The sequence below is a fragment of the Spiroplasma endosymbiont of Panzeria rudis genome, from assembly GCF_964019705.1.
GTDB lineage: Bacteria > Bacillota_I > Bacilli_A > Mycoplasmatales > VBWQ01 > Spiroplasma_E > Spiroplasma_E ixodetis_A.
Genome location: NZ_OZ026460.1, coordinates 39,730 through 56,948 on the forward strand (window position 1 = coordinate 39,730; position 17,219 = coordinate 56,948).

Annotated in this window: 22 protein-coding genes; 20 read left to right on the plus strand and 2 right to left on the minus strand. The window is 23.8% G+C overall.

The window, feature by feature from the left end; translation table 4 throughout:
* Window positions 1–53 precede the first annotated feature (53 nt).
* The 13 genes from AACK89_RS00170 to AACK89_RS00230 all read left to right on the plus strand — a co-directional run bounded on the left by AACK89_RS00170 (window position 54) and on the right by AACK89_RS00230 (window position 9,709).
* The gene (locus tag AACK89_RS00170) at window positions 54–1,799 is read left to right on the plus strand and encodes a hypothetical protein (protein WP_338978489.1); all 1,746 of its coding nucleotides are present in this window, start codon (window positions 54–56) and stop codon (window positions 1,797–1,799) included.
* 22 nt (window positions 1,800–1,821) lie between these two features.
* A complete protein-coding gene (locus AACK89_RS00175) occupies window positions 1,822–2,310 on the plus strand; it encodes an AAA family ATPase (protein WP_338978492.1) in 489 nt (162 codons plus the stop codon).
* 77 nt (window positions 2,311–2,387) lie between these two features.
* Window positions 2,388–3,065 carry a hypothetical protein gene (locus AACK89_RS00180; RefSeq protein ID WP_338979261.1) on the plus strand — a complete coding sequence of 226 codons (678 nt, stop codon included), beginning with the start codon at window positions 2,388–2,390 and terminating at the stop codon, window positions 3,063–3,065.
* Between the two features lie 21 nt (window positions 3,066–3,086).
* The gene (locus AACK89_RS00185) at window positions 3,087–4,418 is read left to right on the plus strand and encodes a hypothetical protein (RefSeq protein WP_338978495.1); all 1,332 of its coding nucleotides are present in this window, start codon (window positions 3,087–3,089) and stop codon (window positions 4,416–4,418) included.
* Window positions 4,419–4,490: 72 nt separating this feature from the next.
* Window positions 4,491–5,588, plus strand: a complete 1,098-nt coding sequence (locus tag AACK89_RS00190) for a hypothetical protein (RefSeq protein WP_338978497.1) — start codon at window positions 4,491–4,493, stop codon at window positions 5,586–5,588.
* Window positions 5,589–5,801: 213 nt separating this feature from the next.
* Window positions 5,802–5,951 (plus strand): 50S ribosomal protein L33, encoded by a 150-nt coding sequence (gene rpmG, locus AACK89_RS00195; RefSeq protein WP_174481441.1) that lies wholly within the window; start codon window positions 5,802–5,804, stop codon window positions 5,949–5,951.
* Between the two features lie 11 nt (window positions 5,952–5,962).
* Window positions 5,963–6,394 (plus strand): preprotein translocase subunit SecE, encoded by a 432-nt coding sequence (secE, locus tag AACK89_RS00200; RefSeq protein WP_174481440.1) that lies wholly within the window; start codon window positions 5,963–5,965, stop codon window positions 6,392–6,394.
* 19 nt (window positions 6,395–6,413) lie between these two features.
* Complete coding sequence (gene nusG, locus AACK89_RS00205; protein WP_338978362.1) at window positions 6,414–7,046, plus strand: transcription termination/antitermination protein NusG; 633 nt, start codon at window positions 6,414–6,416, stop codon at window positions 7,044–7,046.
* 178 nt (window positions 7,047–7,224) lie between these two features.
* Complete coding sequence (rplK, locus tag AACK89_RS00210) at window positions 7,225–7,671, plus strand: 50S ribosomal protein L11 (protein WP_174481438.1); 447 nt, start codon at window positions 7,225–7,227, stop codon at window positions 7,669–7,671.
* 1 nt (window position 7,672) lies between these two features.
* Window positions 7,673–8,353, plus strand: coding sequence for a 50S ribosomal protein L1 (rplA, locus tag AACK89_RS00215; RefSeq protein WP_338978360.1), 681 nt, complete (start codon window positions 7,673–7,675; stop codon window positions 8,351–8,353).
* 178 nt (window positions 8,354–8,531) lie between these two features.
* On the plus strand, window positions 8,532–8,912 hold the full coding sequence (locus AACK89_RS00220) for a hypothetical protein (RefSeq protein ID WP_338974398.1): 381 nt from the start codon (window positions 8,532–8,534) through the stop codon (window positions 8,910–8,912).
* A gap of 19 nt (window positions 8,913–8,931) precedes the next feature.
* Window positions 8,932–9,297: a hypothetical protein gene (locus AACK89_RS00225; protein ID WP_281748740.1), complete on the plus strand. Its 366-nt coding sequence runs from the start codon at window positions 8,932–8,934 to the stop codon at window positions 9,295–9,297.
* 139 nt (window positions 9,298–9,436) lie between these two features.
* Window positions 9,437–9,709, plus strand: a complete 273-nt coding sequence (locus AACK89_RS00230; protein ID WP_338978500.1) for a hypothetical protein — start codon at window positions 9,437–9,439, stop codon at window positions 9,707–9,709.
* 4 nt (window positions 9,710–9,713) lie between these two features.
* On the opposite strand, the gene AACK89_RS00235 is transcribed toward AACK89_RS00230, so the two are convergent.
* Window positions 9,714–10,813, minus strand: a protein-coding gene (locus AACK89_RS00235; protein ID WP_338978502.1) for an IS3 family transposase whose coding sequence is annotated in 2 segments (ribosomal slippage) — window positions 9,714–10,570 and window positions 10,570–10,813 — 1,101 coding nt in all. Because the reading frame shifts where the segments join, the coding sequence is not laid out codon by codon here.
* 600 nt (window positions 10,814–11,413) lie between these two features.
* On the opposite strand from AACK89_RS00235, the gene AACK89_RS00240 reads away from it, so the two are divergent.
* The 6 genes from AACK89_RS00240 to AACK89_RS00265 all read left to right on the plus strand — a co-directional run bounded on the left by AACK89_RS00240 (window position 11,414) and on the right by AACK89_RS00265 (window position 15,678).
* The gene (locus AACK89_RS00240) at window positions 11,414–11,959 is read left to right on the plus strand and encodes an L-threonylcarbamoyladenylate synthase (protein ID WP_338961373.1); all 546 of its coding nucleotides are present in this window, start codon (window positions 11,414–11,416) and stop codon (window positions 11,957–11,959) included.
* A 36-nt stretch (window positions 11,960–11,995) separates the two neighbouring features.
* Window positions 11,996–12,604: a hypothetical protein gene (locus tag AACK89_RS00245; protein ID WP_338978505.1), complete on the plus strand. Its 609-nt coding sequence runs from the start codon at window positions 11,996–11,998 to the stop codon at window positions 12,602–12,604.
* A gap of 83 nt (window positions 12,605–12,687) precedes the next feature.
* The gene (locus AACK89_RS00250; RefSeq protein WP_338974251.1) at window positions 12,688–12,936 is read left to right on the plus strand and encodes a hypothetical protein; all 249 of its coding nucleotides are present in this window, start codon (window positions 12,688–12,690) and stop codon (window positions 12,934–12,936) included.
* Between the two features lie 60 nt (window positions 12,937–12,996).
* The gene (locus AACK89_RS00255; RefSeq protein WP_338978508.1) at window positions 12,997–13,695 is read left to right on the plus strand and encodes a hypothetical protein; all 699 of its coding nucleotides are present in this window, start codon (window positions 12,997–12,999) and stop codon (window positions 13,693–13,695) included.
* An 82-nt stretch (window positions 13,696–13,777) separates the two neighbouring features.
* Window positions 13,778–14,374 carry a hypothetical protein gene (locus AACK89_RS00260; protein ID WP_338978510.1) on the plus strand — a complete coding sequence of 199 codons (597 nt, stop codon included), beginning with the start codon at window positions 13,778–13,780 and terminating at the stop codon, window positions 14,372–14,374.
* A 204-nt stretch (window positions 14,375–14,578) separates the two neighbouring features.
* Window positions 14,579–15,678, plus strand: a protein-coding gene (locus tag AACK89_RS00265) for an IS3 family transposase (protein WP_338977819.1) whose coding sequence is annotated in 2 segments (ribosomal slippage) — window positions 14,579–14,822 and window positions 14,822–15,678 — 1,101 coding nt in all. Because the reading frame shifts where the segments join, the coding sequence is not laid out codon by codon here.
* Window positions 15,679–15,698: 20 nt separating this feature from the next.
* Here AACK89_RS00265 and AACK89_RS00270 read toward each other — a convergent pair.
* Entirely contained in the window at window positions 15,699–16,049 is a 351-nt protein-coding gene (locus AACK89_RS00270; RefSeq protein ID WP_338978513.1) for a hypothetical protein, read from the minus strand.
* Window positions 16,050–16,498: 449 nt separating this feature from the next.
* Between AACK89_RS00270 and upp the strand changes: the two genes are divergently transcribed.
* Entirely contained in the window at window positions 16,499–17,143 is a 645-nt protein-coding gene (upp, locus tag AACK89_RS00275) for a uracil phosphoribosyltransferase (RefSeq protein ID WP_308699596.1), read from the plus strand.
* Window positions 17,144–17,219: the final 76 nt, after the last annotated feature.

The window sequence follows — 17,219 nt, forward strand, 5'->3', positions numbered from 1 at the left end:
AATCATTATAAAATTTTTTTGTGTTTTATTATAGATTTTTGGTGGAGGAAATAATGTATAAAATTGGCATTAATCAAAATGAAAAATCAAATTATAAGCAAAAACCTAATGTTAAGCAAGAAAAAAAACATTGGTTTAAAATTTTTTCTTTGTTATTTGTTGTGGTTGTTTTAATTATTACTACTATGATTTTAATAATTGCAAATAATCAATGAAATAGTGCCATAAATACTAATAATTCCAACAACTGAAATCCTAATCAAGATAAAACTTGAGAAGATTATTATAAGAATAATTGTCCAACAAATAAAAAATATAATTTGATAGATTACAAGGATAAATTAAACAATATTAGTTTAATATCTACTGATAAAAAACTAAAAAATTTTTATCTTAGTGATTTATTAAAAAAGATTGATAATGTGTTACAAATAAATAAAATAGATATTCCTAATAATTTTTTTGTACATTTACCAGTAAATCCAGCTATTAATATTAAAATTACTGATGAAAATGCACTTAAAAATAATTTTTCAATAAAAATACCATCTTATAAAGAAAAAATAAAACAGTTTAAAATTGAAATGAGTGTTAATCAATTTGGTAGTAATTATGGTTTGTTTCCTTGTGACTTAAATTTCAATTTTAGTGTTGAAAATGATGTTATTTCGGAAAAATTTAATATTTTTGATTTAGACAATAGAATTACAATTCCATCACAAACAGTAGTAATGTCAGATGCTACAAAAGGAACTAAAAATGAAATAAAATCTCAAGTTAATAAAATTATTGAAGAGAAATTTTTAGAAGAAATTAATAAAGAAAAATCATTATCAGATAAAGTAACAAAAAGTGATTTTGTTATTAATTATGATTCAATAAAAAATTTTGATAATTATATGATAAAAAAGAAAATAACAGTTGTTATTTGTGCTAAAAATAGTAGTGAAATTATTAAAGGTCAATTAAATATTAATTTTAATGTTCAAGGTAGTTGAACAAAAAAATCATTATCTGTTATTAAAACAGTATTGGAAAATGATGAAAGTGTAATTAATCAATTAATAACTATTGAAGATAATACTAATGTTAGCAAAGTGGATATTGATAATCATATTGCTTTCCTTGTTAGTAAAAAAATAAATGAGTTTGGTAAGCAAAAATGACATCAAGATTTTAATGATCAAGATTATATTATTACTAGTAATGCGATTACTGGAAATTATCAAAAACCAAAATCTATAATAGTAACAATTGTTGGTAAAAATCAATTGCAAGATACTATCGAGTTTTCAATAAATATTCAATGTCAAAATAAAGAACCAAATGAAAAAATTTTTAAAAATAACAATTTTAATGTTAAAGATTTAAATTCTATTGAATTATATCCAAATGTTCTTCCTAGTGGTGTAATATATCCAATTACTTTTAAAGATAATTCTATTTCACTTATTTCACTATTATTTCAAGAAGCTATTAATGATATGAATAATTTTTCTCCTACTAATGACATTAATTTAGAAATGAATATAGGAATTAATATTGATGGCGATAACTATCAAATTCATTTTCAAAAGACAATTAATTTTGATATCATAAAAAAGATAAATAATATTGAACTTGTTAGTGTTTCTGAACAAAATGATAAATATCAGCATTTAAAAAACATTGGTATCATTATTAAATATGATGATGATAAAGAATATAAAATGCTTCAATCCTTGGACGTTAATATTAAAAATAATAATTTAACCTTTATTAATTTTAGTTCTATTGTTAAAATAACTTCACGACGTTAAATTAAAAACAAAGGTGATGAGTATGGATAAGCCGCTGGCAACAATATTAAGACCAACTACCGTTAATGATATAATTGGTCAAAGTCATTTGATAAATGATAAAAATGGAATTATTAATCGAATATTAAATGAGAAGTTTTTAACATCATTAATATTTTATGGTAATCCAGGAACAGGCAAAACCACTATTGCTCAAGCACTAGCTAATGATTTAAAATGTGAATTTGGAGTATTTAATGCTGCCATTGATAAAAAAGAAAATTTAGAAAAATTAATTAAAATAGCACAAAATACTAAACCTTATATAATTATAATTGAAGAAATACAACGCATGAATCGTGATCGTCAAGATTTATTATTACAATATTTAGAACATGGCAATTTTATTTTAATGGCTTGCACTACTGAAAATCCTTATTTTGTAATTAATCCAGCTTTACGAAGTAGATGTCTATTATTAGAATTAAAGCCAATTAGTAATGAAGAAATGTTATTAGGCTTAAAAAAATAATTACTAATAATTCATTTTTTAATTTTAATATTAGTGATGAAATTTTAGAAAAAATCTGTAATTTAGCAACCGATGATTTACGAATAGCAATTAATATTTTAGAAATATTAATAAAATTATATCCTAATGAAATCATAACTATTGATATTATTAATGCTATTATGCCTAAAGCAAGTAATTGAAATGCTAAAGAGGGAAATGAACATCATGATTTAAAGTCAGCATTACAAAAATCAATTAGAGGCAGTGATGTTAATGCTGCTTTGCATTATTTAGCAAGGTTATTAGCAACTGGTGATTATGAAGTTTTATTAAGAAGAATGTTGATTATTGTTTGCGAAGATATTGGACTTGCTAATCCCGCTTTAGCAATTAGGGTAAAAACTGCTATTGATACTTTTCGTCAAATTGGTATGCCTGAAGGTATAATTCCGCTTGGTTTAGTAGTTATTGAAATGGCACTTAGTGAGAAATCAAATAGTGCTAATTTGGCAGTACAAAAAGCATATAGTGATGTTTTACAAGGAAAAATATATCCAATTCCTCATTATTTGAAGCATAATTGATCTAAAACATTAAAAAAATCAGTAGGTAAAGGTAAATTATATAAATTTCCACATGATTATGCTAACGATTATGTACAACAACAGTATTTGCCAACAAAGTTAAAAGATACGAAATATTATCAACCAAAACTTCATAACATTTATGAAAAAAAATTAAATGAAATTTATAATAGATTTACTAAAAAATAAAATTCTGAGGTGCAAAATAAAATGTTAAAAAATAAACATTTATGGTTGGGACTTAGTTTAACATTAGCAACCACTAATATTGTTGCTAACACTAGTATTACTAATAATTTAACAAGTATTAATAAATTAAAACAAGAAAATAAAAATAAAACTGAAACTAATGAAGTTGTTACTAATACTACGTATGGTAATTTAAGTAATAGTACTATTTTAAATAGTCAGGATGAAAATGGAATATATCATCTTTTTGATGTTAAAAGCATTATTGATAATCCAAGTTTAGAACCTTATGTAAAAGATATTTATATTGAGAATTTTAAATTAACTTATAACCCTGAAAAGATAAATAAAGATGTTATTAATGAGTTTGATAAAGAAATTGCTGCTATTAATTATAAAGAAGAACAATTAACAAGTACTAATGATTTGCAAATTTTTCAAAAACAAAACTTGAGCAAAATATCAACAACAGCTTATATTTCAAATAAAAAGTCTAAAAGTAATTTTACTTTTATTCAATTTGGTGGTGCTAATACTCATATATCATTAACTGGAACAAAAGGTATTATTGATGCAATTAAGAACTATGATAATTTAAGTGAAACATTGGGATTATATTATATTGCTCAATCTCATTCAAAAAATAGTAGGGGGATTTGTCTTGACTTTGTTAAACAATTTATTACTAAAAGTAGTTTAAAAAATAATGAGAGCACTGCAGAAAAAATTTCTGAAAATATTTTCAATAATATGATTGATAGTCCAAATTTAGAATCTGTTATTAATAATTTTTCAATTGAAAATAATAGTAAAAAGATAAGTATTAGATATTTAGTTGATAGTACTGGTAACATTATTAGCGTTGGATATTTACAATATGATAGCAAAAATTTGGATACTAATAATAATTTAACATTAAGTCATAGTTTTCCAAAAGATGGAGGAAAACTAATAGATTATAATTCAGAAATAACTACGCTTTTAAAATGAAGTGATTATTCTGATTCATGAAATAATTTTATGTTTTTATATCCAACAATTTTTGCTAATTCGACAGACAGTATAACTTATAGTGTTATGGATAATACAACAACAATTAAAAGTAATGAACTAAACTTTAATACCAAAAAAATTCAAGACAAAGATAATCAATTACCAGTTTGACGAGTAGTAAATCAGCCACCTGCAGGTCATAAATCACAAGGATTAGTTATTTATATATTTATGTGACATGATGAAAACACTATATATCAACAACTTAGAAGTAGTTCTATATCTCGTGCTTTTGATATTGGGCCATCTTTCTCAATAAATATTAGTAAGTGAACGATTAGTAATATTATTAATGAATAATTATGTATCATCTTATCAATAAAATTAAAAATTTAATTTAAAACTACTTTAACTATGAAAGGAATAAATAAAGTGAAAATAAATAAAGAAGAAACATGAAAAGAAGTACAAAAAGTGTTGAATAATCTTCATGGTCCAGTTAGAGCAGGAGCATTAAGTGCACAAAATTGAAGTAATACGACAACAGGAGTTCTACTAACAATAGCAGGACTTAAGTCTGTTACTAGGGATAGTAATATTGAAAAACGTTACCAATTAATTAAAAGTGGAGTAGCTGATATATTATATGCTGCATTTGGTGGTTGAGTTATTTGACAAGCGTATAATTTAAATGAAACTGGTGGTAGTACAACTACCGAGCCAAATTTACCCACTTTTCCTACTTTACCACCAAATAATGAAAGACTTTATTCTGAAATTGCTGAACAATTAACAGAAGATGCTGTAAGTAATGAATTAACTCCAGAAATGATTTCTATTGCATTAAATAAATTATTTACTGGTACAAATGGATTAGTTAAAGTGCTTAGTGGAATATCAGGTTTTGATTTATATAAAATTCAAAAAGTAACAAAAACTATTGAATACTTAAAATCACTTACTACTTTTGCAACTGCAGGCATTAATTTTACAAATGGTAATATTGTGGGAGGAAATTTAATGTCAATTTCAGCAATGATGGATGTTAGTCATACATATTTTTCTACAATGAGTAAATCTAATACTTCAAATAGTAAAGAGGAAATTATTATTAAAATTATTAATGAAAGAAAAGAACACATTACAAAAAGTTTTTCTTTATATAAAGGTATTTTGAGTAATAAAGATTTAAAGGAAATATATGAGTATTTAGAAAAAAATAATTGAGATAAGTTTGAAATGAGACATTCAGATAAAACAATTCCTAGTTTTGTTAAACTCGGAAAAATAAAAGATTGAAGACCAACATTAACAATGTTTAAAGAATGAATAGATAATTATACTTCCGAAAATAAAAAGGTAGAATTAGTAACAGAGATTGAAGATAATAGTCAACAGGAAAGAATAAAGTTAAAAATTCCTGATTATGAGTTTGAGCCGGAATTTGTTACAAATGCAAATAATGATATGTCAGAAGTTATCATAGAACCTAATGAAAGACAACCACTTTTAGGAAGTATTAATAGTTAATTAAAATTATTTTTTATATTATAATCTTTTTTTAAAAAAACATTATTTTTTATTTATTATTTTATTTTTTCTTGTACAATTATTTTAGAAATGATGAATTTTAAAGAAAGATTAAAAATTTAACTTTGTTTTTAAAATAAAAATATTTTAAAATTGACACTTATTTTAAATAATAATATAATTAAAAATGGTTAAATTTTCTAGGTGAATTTAATGAACGAAAAAATAATTTTAATTTGTACTGTGTGTTTAAATCGTAATTATCATACATACAAAAATAAGATTAAATATAAAGAGCGTATGGAACTAAAAAAATATTGTGAACATTGTCAAAAACATACTTTACATAAGGAATCACGTTAGGAGAAATTTTCATGAGTGCAGAAGACAAATCAAAAGAAAAACCAAAAATTAATCCTGAAAAATTGGCTCTTTTAAAAAGTAAATTTAATATTTTACGTAAAATTAAACCTTTAAGAACAAAAAGAACTTCTGAAGGAAAACCAAGTTTTGATCCACGAACAGCCGATAAAAATAAAAAGGTTAATATTAGCGAAATTTGAGAAAAAGAACGTAAAAATCGTACGCCTGAAGAACGTTTTTATTATAAAAAAGAAGCGAGAACTTATCATAAATATTTTTTCTTATACTTATCAAGAGAAATTAGAAGAACTCGTTGAACACCAAGAAAACAATTAAATAATAAATTTATTACAACAGTATTATTTATTGCTGTCTTAGCACTATTCTTTTATGGAATTGAGCAGTTATTACTATTTGTATTACCTTTATTAAAAATAATGTAAAAAATGGAGATGCCAAAAAATGAGCGAAAGAATAAAAAAAGAAACCCCTTTAGTGAAAACTACATCATTAGAAGAAACACATAAACATCGAATTGAGCAAGCACAATGATATATTGTTAATTGTAACAAAGGTCATGAAGATAAAGTTGCTGCTGATTTGAAAAATAAAATTGAAAAAAAATTAAATTTAAAAGATAATATTTTTCAAGTTAGGGTTGTTAAAGAAGCAATACCAGATAAAGATAAAAAAATAACTGAAAAAAATATTTTTCCTGGTTATATTTTTGTTCATATGATTTTAACCGAAGATACTTGATATGATATTCGTAATACAACAGGGATTAATGGTTTTATTGGTTCTAGTGGTAAAGGTGTACCACCGACTCCACTTTCTACTAAAGAAGTTAATGAAATGTTATATCGTAATTCTAAAAATTCATCACAACCTAAAGTTAAAGAGACAAAAAAAAATATTCGTGATTTTGAGTTAAATGATTTTGTTCATATTACTTCTGGTGCTTTACAAGGCCGAGAAGGACAAGTTATTAAATTAGATGAAGATAAGGGTATTGCAACAGTTTCTGTTGATATGTTTGGTCGTCAAACCGAAATTAAAGTAGAATATGATAGTTGTAAAAAAATTAAAGTTTAGTTTAAATTATTTAATTTTTATGTAAAATAAAATTAAAATATATTTGACTACTAATTATAATGATGTTATTATTTGTAAAGTACTATTTATATATATAAATAGACTTTAATTATGTTTAAACTTGTGGAAGATTTATTCGTTTGGACCACAGTGAGAATCCATTTAGGAGGAGTTGCTCATGGCAGATAAAAAAAATATTAATCGTGAAGGTATTATTCAATTACCAGCTGGTAGTGCCAAACCAGGTGCTAGTTTAGCATCATTCGGTATTGATATGCCACGTTTTTGTAGAGAATTTAACGATAAAACCAAAGATCAAAAAGATGATGTTAATCCAGTTCCAATTCCAGTTTTTATTACAGCATATAAAGATAAAACTTTTGACTTTAAAATAAAAACTGCACCAACAACATTTCTTTTAAAAAGAGCATTGAAACTTGCAAAAGGTTCATCAAATGCTAAATTAACAAAAGTAGGAACACTTACTATTGCTCAAATCACAGAAATTGCTCAAATTAAATTACCTGATTTAAATGCTTATTCTTTAGAAGATGCAATTAAAATTGTTGCAGGAACAGCCAAGAATATGGGTATTACTGTTGAAGATGGAAAGCAAGGTGTTTAATATGAATAGAAGTAAAAGATATCTTGCAGTTGCAAAATTAGTTGATAACACTAAAGTTTATCCAATTGATCGTGCTTTAGAATTAGCTAAACAAACTTCATCATTAAAATTTGATGCAACAGTTGAAGCAGCATTTCGTTTAAATGTTGATCCAAGACATGCTGATCAAATGTTACGTGGTTCTATTGTTTTACCAGCAGGGACCGGAAAAACACAACGTGTTTTAGTAATAACTACTACTAAACAAAAAGAGGCAATGGAAAGTCAAGCTGATTTTGTTGGTGGTAAGGAAATGATTGAAAAAATTCAAAAAGGTTGATTTGATTTTGATGTTATTATTGCAACACCCGAAATGATGGGTGAATTAGGAAAAATTGGTAGAGTATTAGGACCAAAAGGCTTAATGCCTACAGCAAAACTAGGAACAGTAACAATGGATGTTCAAAAAGCAATAGCTGATATTCGTAAAGGTAAAGTTGAATATCGTGTTGATAAACAAGGTAATATTCATGTTATTCTTGGTAAAGTATCATTTGCACAAGAAGGGTTAAAAGATAATTATTTAGCAATTCTTAACACTTTAAGAAAAGTTAAACCCACAGCAGTTAAGGGTGCTTATATTAAAAATATAAGTATTACTACAGCAATGGGCCCTGGTATTAAAGTATTAATTGAAGAATAATATAATAATATAGAAAAAATCATTAGTAAAAGTACTAATGATTTTTTTATGTTTTTATTCATAATTTTTTTAATATTTAAAAAAATTTTACGCTATAATTTATTTATTGTGATAATACCAATTAATACATTATTTTGGTAAAACAATAAAATAATTAGGTAGTAAAGGAGAAACCTTAATGAAAAATCTTATAAATCTTTTTAAGAAACAAAATTGAGGAATAAAAATTGGCTTTGCCTCACTGGTAATTAGTTTGCTCTGTTTAGCATTAGGACTAATTTTAATTGCAACAGCCAATTTTAAAGCCCCAAGTGGAGGAAGTTCACAATATGCCGGAAATGGCTTTCATGCTATTTCTGTATGAGGACTTGATAGTTTTCTAAGCAAAGCTGGCTATGATCAAATGTGAACAGATGCTACTAGTGATAAACTTTTAACTTATCCTCTTGCGCAAGTAGTTGTCGGAATTGTATTTACAGTAATTTTAACTGCTATCTTTCTTGGTGTTAGTGTTTTATCTTTAATATTTGGTTATTTTAAACGTTGATTATATTCTTAGTGTTTAGTAAGTGTTAAATATGGATAAAAATGTAGAATATAAAAAAGTTACATCTTGGGATTGAAAGCAAAAACTAGGATTATTCTTATGTATTTTAACTTTGCTTTTTCTAATAATTAGTTTAATACTATTTGGAACAGCTATTTTTAATGATCACTATAATAATTTTCTTGGTAACGGTTTTTGAAGTTTAAAACACTATGGTATTATTAATTTGTTTTATAATTGAGATCAACTAGATATAGAAGCGGCTAAAAATACTTATGTTTCTCATCCTTTTGAACAAGTTTATTTTGCAATTATTTTTTTAATCATTATTGTACCAATATGTTTTGTTCTTGGAGTTAGTTTATTAGTTAGAGGATGATGAAAGTCAAGAATTTAATATATAATTACTTCATAAATTTATTTATAGTAAAATTTAATAATCATTATTTCATTAAAAAGGGTGTATTATGATGTTTAATTCTAAAAAAATAATTGTTTTTTTACTAATAAATATTGTGTGAGTAGTAGTTTGGATTATGATAACTATTAGTTACGATAGTTATCGCGATCCAATTTTAAATTATGTACCACATAGTAACGATTATTTAACAAATGAACCAACTAATCAATTGGTTCCTAAAGCAAAAAAACCTAAACATGTAGTTATGGTGGGTATTGACGGTATGGCCAGTTATGCATTAAAAAGTGGTTATAGTCCAAATATGAACTATTTAATGCATCATGGTGCATATACATTGGAAGCACGTGATGTTGGAATGGCAACCCTTTTTAGGACTATTTTTTGGTAGACATTTATTTTTGATAATTAACTGGAGTTAAGTAGTTTAAAGTGCTGTGAATTCTTATGTTGTTATATCAGTTGATGTAATCAAATAATTCTAATTTTAATTGGATTAATGATGTAAAATTTTTATCATTAATAAATTCAATTTTGAAAGTTTTAAAAGTTGCTTCAGCAACAGCGTTATCATAAGGACAACCTTTTTTGCTTAAAGAGCGATTAATATTGAATGCTAGTAAAAGTTTATCAATAATTTTATTATTAAATTCATTACCGCGATCACTATGAAATATTTGAATATCTTTTAAACAACGATTTGAGTGCATAAATGCTTGATGTACTAATGATGCATCTTTTTTAGTACCTACACTATGTCCAATAATTTCGCGGTTAAATAGGTCAATTAATAGGCAAATATAGTTTCATTTACCATTAACTTGAACATAAGTTAAATCACTAACAATAACTTCATTTTTAAGCCTATTATTAAAGTTTCTATTAACGATATTGGTTATTTTACTATCGTTGACTTTATTATGATGATTTTTGAATGATAATTTAGTGTATTTTGATATTAAATTATGTTTATTCATAATTTCTTTAATTTTTCTGCATGACAAATAAATATTCTTTTCTTTTAGAACAACTTTTAATCTTCTTGTTCCATAAACTTCTTTATTTTCTTTAAAAGCACTAATAACAGCTTCATCATAAATATTATTTTGTTTTTTTTCTTTTTCCTTTAAATTAAAATAATATGTTGATTTAGAAAGTTTTAAAAAACGACACATTGTGCGAATTTTATATTTAACTTTATTTTTAGCAATAATTTCTATTTTCTGCCTATTATTAGTGCTGCTTGCTTTAAAATATCATTTTCCATTCGTAACTGTTTTAATTCTTTTCTTAATTTAATTAATTCATTTTCTTCAATAGAACGATTATCTTTAGTTTTAAAACTGCCTGAATTAGTAAATTGCTTAATTCAATTATAAGTAGCTGCTCTTGTAACATTGTACTCTTTAGCAAGACAAGACACTGACTTACCGCTTTGATATAAAGCTACTATTTGTTTTTTAAATTCATCGGTATATGAGTTAATATTGGCCATAATTATAGTTCCTTTCTTTTAACTAATTTGTTCACTTGTCTACGTAATTAGTGTCCAATAAAGTGTAAACTATCCAAAAGTTAAAATTAAAAAATAGTTACAAAAAATATATTTAATAAAAATTACTATGATAGAATTAAGACAACAATAAAATTTATATTTTAATTTTATTTTTTTAATTTTAAAAATTAATTTATAAGTTTTATTGTTATATTTATTATTTATATAATTTAGCTGTTGCTTTGTAGTGATTTTTTAATCATTTATTATAAATGGTTTATTATCATTATCTTCAATTTCTTTTCTTATTTTTTCAATTTCTTCATTAGTATGTTGTATTCCTATTTTTCTTTTGGGCATATTTTTTGATTCTCCTTCTATATTTAATTTAATAAAAATCTAATATAAATATTAATCTATATTAAATTAAGATGTTTATTAAACCATTAATTAATGATTTTCCAATCCTTAATTAGTAATTTTAAGGTTTATTTTAAATTACAAATATTATTTATAAGTTTTTTATTCATTATTTTGAAACAACTATTATATTTAAAATAATAGGTGTATAATTTAGTTAAAATTTATAGTGGTGTTTTCATGATAACTTTACAGCAAAATCAAATTAAAGAAATTAGCCAAATCATTGCTAATGGCGAAGTGGTTGCTTTACCAACAGATACAATTTATGGTCTTGTTTGTAAATTTGATGATGACAAAGCTATTAATAAAATTTATCAAATTAAAAAACGTGATTATAGTAAAGAACTGCCAATTTTAGTTGCTAGTTGAGAGCAAGCTAAAAGCATTGGTATAATTAGCGATCAATTACAGTCATTTTTAATAAATAATTTTAGTGCTGGTAAAGTTACTGTTATAGTTTTAAAACAACCTAGTTTAAACACATCATATTGAATAAATAAAAAGACAATAGCAATTAGAGTTAGTGCTTCACATTTTATTCAAAAATTAATTAAATTAACAGGGCCTTTAGTAGCTACAAGTTGTAATTTAAGTAATGAACAACCAATTAACGATTATCATAATATAAACTTGCCTAATTTAAGGTATAGAGTAGCAGGTGAGATTTTAACAAATAAACCATCAACTATTTTTAATAGTTTTAATGATAAAATTATTAGATAATAATTAGATAACAGTATTAAAAAAGGAGATAATACTATGAATTGATGAATAATTTTAATTATTATTGTGTGCACAACAATATTGATTTTATTAATTGCACTAATTTTATTAATTAAAAAAAATAAACAAAAGAAAATATTAAAAATTACTAAAGATATAAATACTTTATATAAATACTTAAAATTAAAAAAAATAAATACTAAAGAATTACCAGTCTCAATAGAAAAAATTAAAGAAGATATTTATTATAGTGACAAAGTCATTTTGGGAAAGTATGAAGAACTTAATAAGATTTCTGGCCAAAATATTTTGCTAAAAACTGAATATAGTGCTGCCAAAAAATTATTTTTACGTTATAAAATTAAAGACGTTAATCTTATCAAATCATCAGATTTTATACCTTTAAATCAAATAGACTTGTTAATTTCACAAAATAATCTTTATTTTATTGATTCTTTTGAACTACAAATAATACCATTAGTTGATGTTAAAAGTATTACATTTTTTTGAGAAAAAAATAATTATATAAAAAATAAACAAAAATATATTGGTATTGAAATTAATTTTCAAAATAAACGTTTATTTTTTCTTTTTAATAAATATGAAGAAGCAATTAGTTTTGCTGTTCATGTTATTAGTTTATAACAATTATTATTTAATAATTAAAAATTTTGCTTTTTTTGTGAAAATGATATAATTATACAAAATATATTATTAGGAGCAAAATTATGTCAAAAAAACACTTTAAATTTAATACTTGAAAGTTTATTCAATTTACTGGCTTTTTTTTAATTACTTTAGGAATTATTTTTTCTTTTTCTTCTTTTAAAGTTAGCCTATTGTTATATTTTGGTTTAGTATCAGTATTAATAGGTTCTATTAATATTTTAATTTACTATATTTTTATTGGAACAAATAGTTATAAAAAATATTCAAGAAAACAAAATAATAATAAGTTAATAATCAAAAATAATTAAGAAATATAAAGTTAAAACTAAGAAGATTAGTTTTTTCGAGAGAATAATAGGTGAAAAACTATGAGAAAAATATTAAAAGTATTTAAAGCGATGTTTTTAACGAGCATTATTTCTTTACCACTTATTGCATGTGATAAGGTAAATGATGCAAATCAAAAATATGTTGATATTAGTAATATTAATATGGAAGTTACTAATGCTCCTGTTGAATTAAATAAAGATATTTATAATATAGCTTTAATTAAATTTAAAACTAAAGTACAAACTGAAATTAGTAAATTAGTTCCAGAAGGAAAAAAGCCAGAAAATGGTACTGATTATAAAATAACAATTCTTAATCATAATGATATGTATGCTAAAATTAATAAATTTGAATCACTTACTGTTAATGTATCTGCTTCAAATAATAGTAATATTTTAAAAGGTAGTTTTAATGCTTGTGTAAAATTAGTACCAAAGGCTAAAGACATTAGTAATATTAATATTGATAAGCAAGAAGAAAAAATTAAAATTAATACCACTACTTTTGGTGAAGCAATTGCTTTACGTTGTTTATCATTAATTGAAAGTAAAATTAACGCTATTGTTCCAACAGCAAAAAAAGATAGTGACTATGTTGTTAATGTAGAAGGTCATACTTTATCAGAATCTATTAAAACATTTGATGATGTTCATATTAATGTTAATGCTATTGAAGATGATTATCATTTTTTATTACATGGTAGTTTTAGTTTTTTCTTAGCCTTTGCTAAAGATTAATTTATATTATTTTGGGTAATAAAAAAGATAACTTAATTTTCATTATTATCATAAAAATAAAGTAGTATAGTATGGGGTAAGCATGTCAGAAGTAGAAAAGTTATTAACAATGAATTATGAAAATGTTTGTAATTTTTTAAAAAATAAATATGGATGTATTTCAAAAAATTATTTTTCAGATGCAACAATGTCTAAGAAATCACAAGGAATAACAAGGGGAAAAGAAGGTTTATATATTCATCATATTGATGAAGATAAAGCAATTTTATTATCTACTCCCAAATGAGCTCAAAAGTCACCATTTGCCTATCAATATGCTGATCGATTAGTTTATTGTAATTTATTAGAACATTTGGTTTTACATATTAAAATTTTTGAATATCCTCATCCAAATAAACATAATTTTATGGAAGTTGGTGTTGGTGGAATTTATGCTTTTATTGTTCCTGAATTAAATGATATTTATAGTGGTATTCAATATAAACAACCATGAAAACAGAAAGTTGCTGAAGTTGTTTTACCATTAAAAGAAGATTATTTTAAATGTATTAAAAAATTAGTAGAACTTGGGTTTTCTTATCCTTTGCTTACTTCTTTTAATCATCAATTTGGTACATGAAATAATAGAAATAATAATAAGTTATATGAAGAAATGAAAAAAATGGGTGTTAAAAAGTAACTTTTTTTATTGTTATTTAATCATAAATAAAAAATGTTAGTAAATTACTAACATTTATTTTTATTAAGTTTATTAAAAAGTTAATTGACAATGATTTTGATTAATTATTGGTAATTGTTCACTATACTTGGATAGGTTACACTTTATTGGACACTAATTACGTAGACAAGTGAACAAATTAGTTAAAAGAAAGGAACTATAATTATGGCCAATATTAACTCATATACCGATGAATTTAAAAAACAAATAGTAGCTTTATATCAAAGCGGTAAGTCAGTGTCTTGTCTTGCTAAAGAGTACAATGTTACAAGAGCAGCTACTTATAATTGAATTAAGCAATTTACTAATTCAGGCAGTTTTAAAACTAAAGATAATCGTTCTATTGAAGAAAATGAATTAATTAAATTAAGAAAAGAATTAAAACAGTTACGAATGGAAAATGATATTTTAAAGCAAGCAGCACTAATAATAGGCAGAAAATAGAAATTATTGCTAAAAATAAAGTTAAATATAAAATTCGCACAATGTGTCATTTTTTAAAACTTTCTAAATCAACATATTATTTTAATTTAAAGGAAAAAGAAAGAAAACAAAATAATATTTATGATGAAGCTGTTATTAGTGCTTTTAAAGAAAATAAAGAAGTTTATGGAACAAGAAGATTAAAAGTTGTTCTAAAAGAAAAGAATATTTATTTGTCACGCAGAAAAATTAAAGAAATTATGAATAAACATAATTTAATATCAAAATACACTAAATTATCATTCAAAAATCATCATAATAAAGTCAACGATAGTCAAATAACCAATATCGTTAATAGAAACTTTAATAATAGGCTTAAAAATGAAGTTATTGTTAGTGATTTAACTTATGTTCAAGTTAATGGTAAATGAAACTATATTTGCCTATTAATTGACCTATTTAACCGCGAAATTATTGGACATAGTGTAGGTACTAAAAAAGATGCATCATTAGTACATCAAGCATTTATGCACTCAAATCGTTGTTTAAAAGATATTCAAATATTTCATAGTGATCGCGGTAATGAATTTAATAATAAAATTATTGATAAACTTTTACTAGCATTCAATATTAATCGCTCTTTAAGCAAAAAAGGTTGTCCTTATGATAACGCTGTTGCTGAAGCAACTTTTAAAACTTTCAAAATTGAATTTATTAATGATAAAAATTTTACATCATTAATCCAATTAAAATTAGAATTATTTGATTACATCAACTGATATAACAACATAAGAATTCACAGCACTTTAAACTACTTAACTCCAGTTAATTATCAAAAATAAATGTCTACCAAAAAATAGTCCTAAAAAGGGTTGCCATTCCAACTTGTTATATCGTTGTTTCTTAATAATGGAGTTCTTTCAGATATTTGTTGTTCGTTATTACTTTCAACATTAATATCAGAAATATTTGTTGGAAAACATTTATCATAAATATTTGAAATGGAAGTGCCAATTCCATACCCTAGTTTAGAGCCTAAAAATGCTCCAATCAAAGGTGAACCTGCTATAGTAAACATTATTCCAAAGAGTGCCATTCCTGCTTCTGGATCATGGAAAGCTTCCTTATTTTTTGAAATTAAATCATAATAAAAATAACTTATACCACCTAATATTCCGCCTGTATATGTAAAGTATTTTTGAATTTTTTTCATTTTTTCTCCTTTCAAAATAAAAAACTATTTATTTTAAAATTAAAATAATAGTTTAAAAACTTGTATGAAGTTTTATATTTTAATTTTAACATAAGATTTTTTTTGATAAAAATAAGACAAAAATTACTATTAATAGTTTATTTCAAATATATAATTTTCTATATCAATAAAAGAAATTTATTAAATTTATATTTTAGATTATAATTTTTTTAAAATAAAAACAAAGTTATTAAAATAAAATTTATAAATTATATTTTTATTTAGTTAATTTTGAACTATAAGAATGTTATTAACAATTAAAAAAATAATTTTTGAATAAATCTTTTATCTTTTTTCGTTATTTTTATTGTTATTTTATTGATTTATAAATTAAAAGGCGTAAAATTTCATATTAGTATATATTTTAAATTATTGAAAATATACGCATTAAAGATAAAGGAGTGTTTTTAGTGGAAAGTAGTAAAAATCTGTTTATTGTTAATCATCCTTTAATACAAGATAAATTAACAAGAATTAGAAATCACTTAACCCAAAAAAAAGATTTCAAAGAGAATTTAAGCGAAATTGCAACGTTAATGGCTTATGAAGTATTTAAAGATATTCCTCTTGATGAAATTGAAGTTGAAACACCCATTACTAAAGTTATTGGTAAAACATTAACCAAGACAATCATTCTTTCTCCGATTTTAAGAGCAGGATTAGGGATGACAAATGGATTTGAGTATGTAGTACCTAATGCAATTATTAGTCATGTTGGTCTTTATCGTGATGAAGAAACTTTAAAACCACAAAAATATTTTTTTAAATATCCCAAAAATATTAAAAATATAAGTGATGCATTAGTATTTATCTTAGATCCAATGCTTGCTACTGGTGGTACTGCTGATGCTGCTATTAAAGAATTAAAAAAAGTAGGTTTTAAAAACATTACTTTAGTTTCCATTGTAGGAGCACCAGTAGCTATTAAGAAAATTAATCATAATCATCCTGATGTTAAGATTTTTTTAGCAGCGTTGGATAAAGAATTAAATGATGATGGTTATATTGTACCTGGATTGGGTGATGCTGGTGATCGAATTTTTGGAACTAAATAAATATTTTAATGGAAAAAATTAGAAATAACCTTTTTCTTTCAATACTTTTTACAATGTTATGCTATTGATTATTAAT